This window comes from Alkalibacterium iburiense (genome assembly GCF_039521845.1).
Classification (GTDB): Bacteria; Bacillota; Bacilli; order Lactobacillales; family Carnobacteriaceae_A; genus Alkalibacterium; species Alkalibacterium iburiense.
In genome coordinates this window covers 1-994 of the sequence record NZ_BAAACW010000037.1, presented here as the reverse complement: position 1 = coordinate 994, position 994 = coordinate 1, and the positions used below count along the sequence as shown (strand labels likewise).

General features: G+C 37.7%; 2 protein-coding genes. Both read right to left on the bottom strand.

The genetic code is table 11. The annotated features are described in order from the left end of the window. Window positions 1-125: 125 nt before the first annotated feature. Complete coding sequence (locus tag ABDZ53_RS02980; RefSeq protein ID WP_343753832.1) at window positions 126-572, bottom strand: GatB/YqeY domain-containing protein; 447 nt, start codon at window positions 570-572, stop codon at window positions 126-128. 35 nt (window positions 573-607) lie between these two features. After that, the gene (gene rpsU, locus ABDZ53_RS02975) at window positions 608-787 is read right to left on the bottom strand and encodes a 30S ribosomal protein S21 (RefSeq protein ID WP_343753830.1); all 180 of its coding nucleotides are present in this window, start codon (window positions 785-787) and stop codon (window positions 608-610) included. Window positions 788-994 lie beyond the last annotated feature (207 nt).

Below are 994 nucleotides of genomic sequence, written 5' to 3'. Positions count from 1 at the left end.
AACTGTATACTTTTGAGCATTTCAAGTTGATTAAGTGCTTAAAATTATGGGGTTTTGACACCATAATCAGATTATGTATAAGTAAAAAAAGAGAACTCAGTCAAAAGACCAGAGCTCTCTTCATTTTATTTATTCAGTTCTTCTTTCACTAAGGAACTCACTAAGGCTCCATCAGCTTTGCCTTTGACTTTAGGCATTAAAGCACCCATCACTTTACCCATGTCTTTCATGGAAGTCGATTGGGTTTGAGAAATGGTCTCTTGGACGATTGAACGGACTTCCTCTTCAGATAATTGTTCTGGAAGATACTTATCCACTACAGCTATTTCGGTCTCTAACTTCTGAACTAAGTCATCGCGGTTAGCGGCTTTAAATTCATTGAGAGATTCCACACGCTGTTTCTTTTCGCGAGCAAGAACAGTCAATTCTTCTTCCTCTGTTAACTCTGACCCTTTTCCAATTTCTTCATTGTGAAGGGCAGATTTTAACATGCGAATAGTTGTCAATCTTTCTTTGTCCCGAGCTTTCATCGCTGCTTTCATATCTTGGTTTATCTCATTGAGTCGGCTCATTTGATTCACCTTCTATCTTGAGAACGCTCCATTAATTAACGGAAACTTTTACGCTTGCGCGCTTCCTCAGATTTCTTTTTACGTTTAACACTAGGCTTTTCATAGTATTCACGTTTACGGGCTTCTTTCAAAGTCCCAGTTTTAGATACGGAACGTTTGAAACGACGAAGAGCATCATCAAGACTTTCACCTTTCTTGATATCAGTTTTAGTCAACGTTATTCCCCTCCCCTCGTACGTTCAGGGCGTTCCTCTTGCTTATACATGCTTTGTTGTCCACAATTGGTCTTCCCTATCAATAAATGATGTAATTGTCCTCTATGCAAAGGTGCATAAAAACCAATTCTGCTTTATTATATACAAATTAAAAGAAAGCGTCAACTAAATCTGAGAATTAATTACAGAATTAGTTGACGATTATTT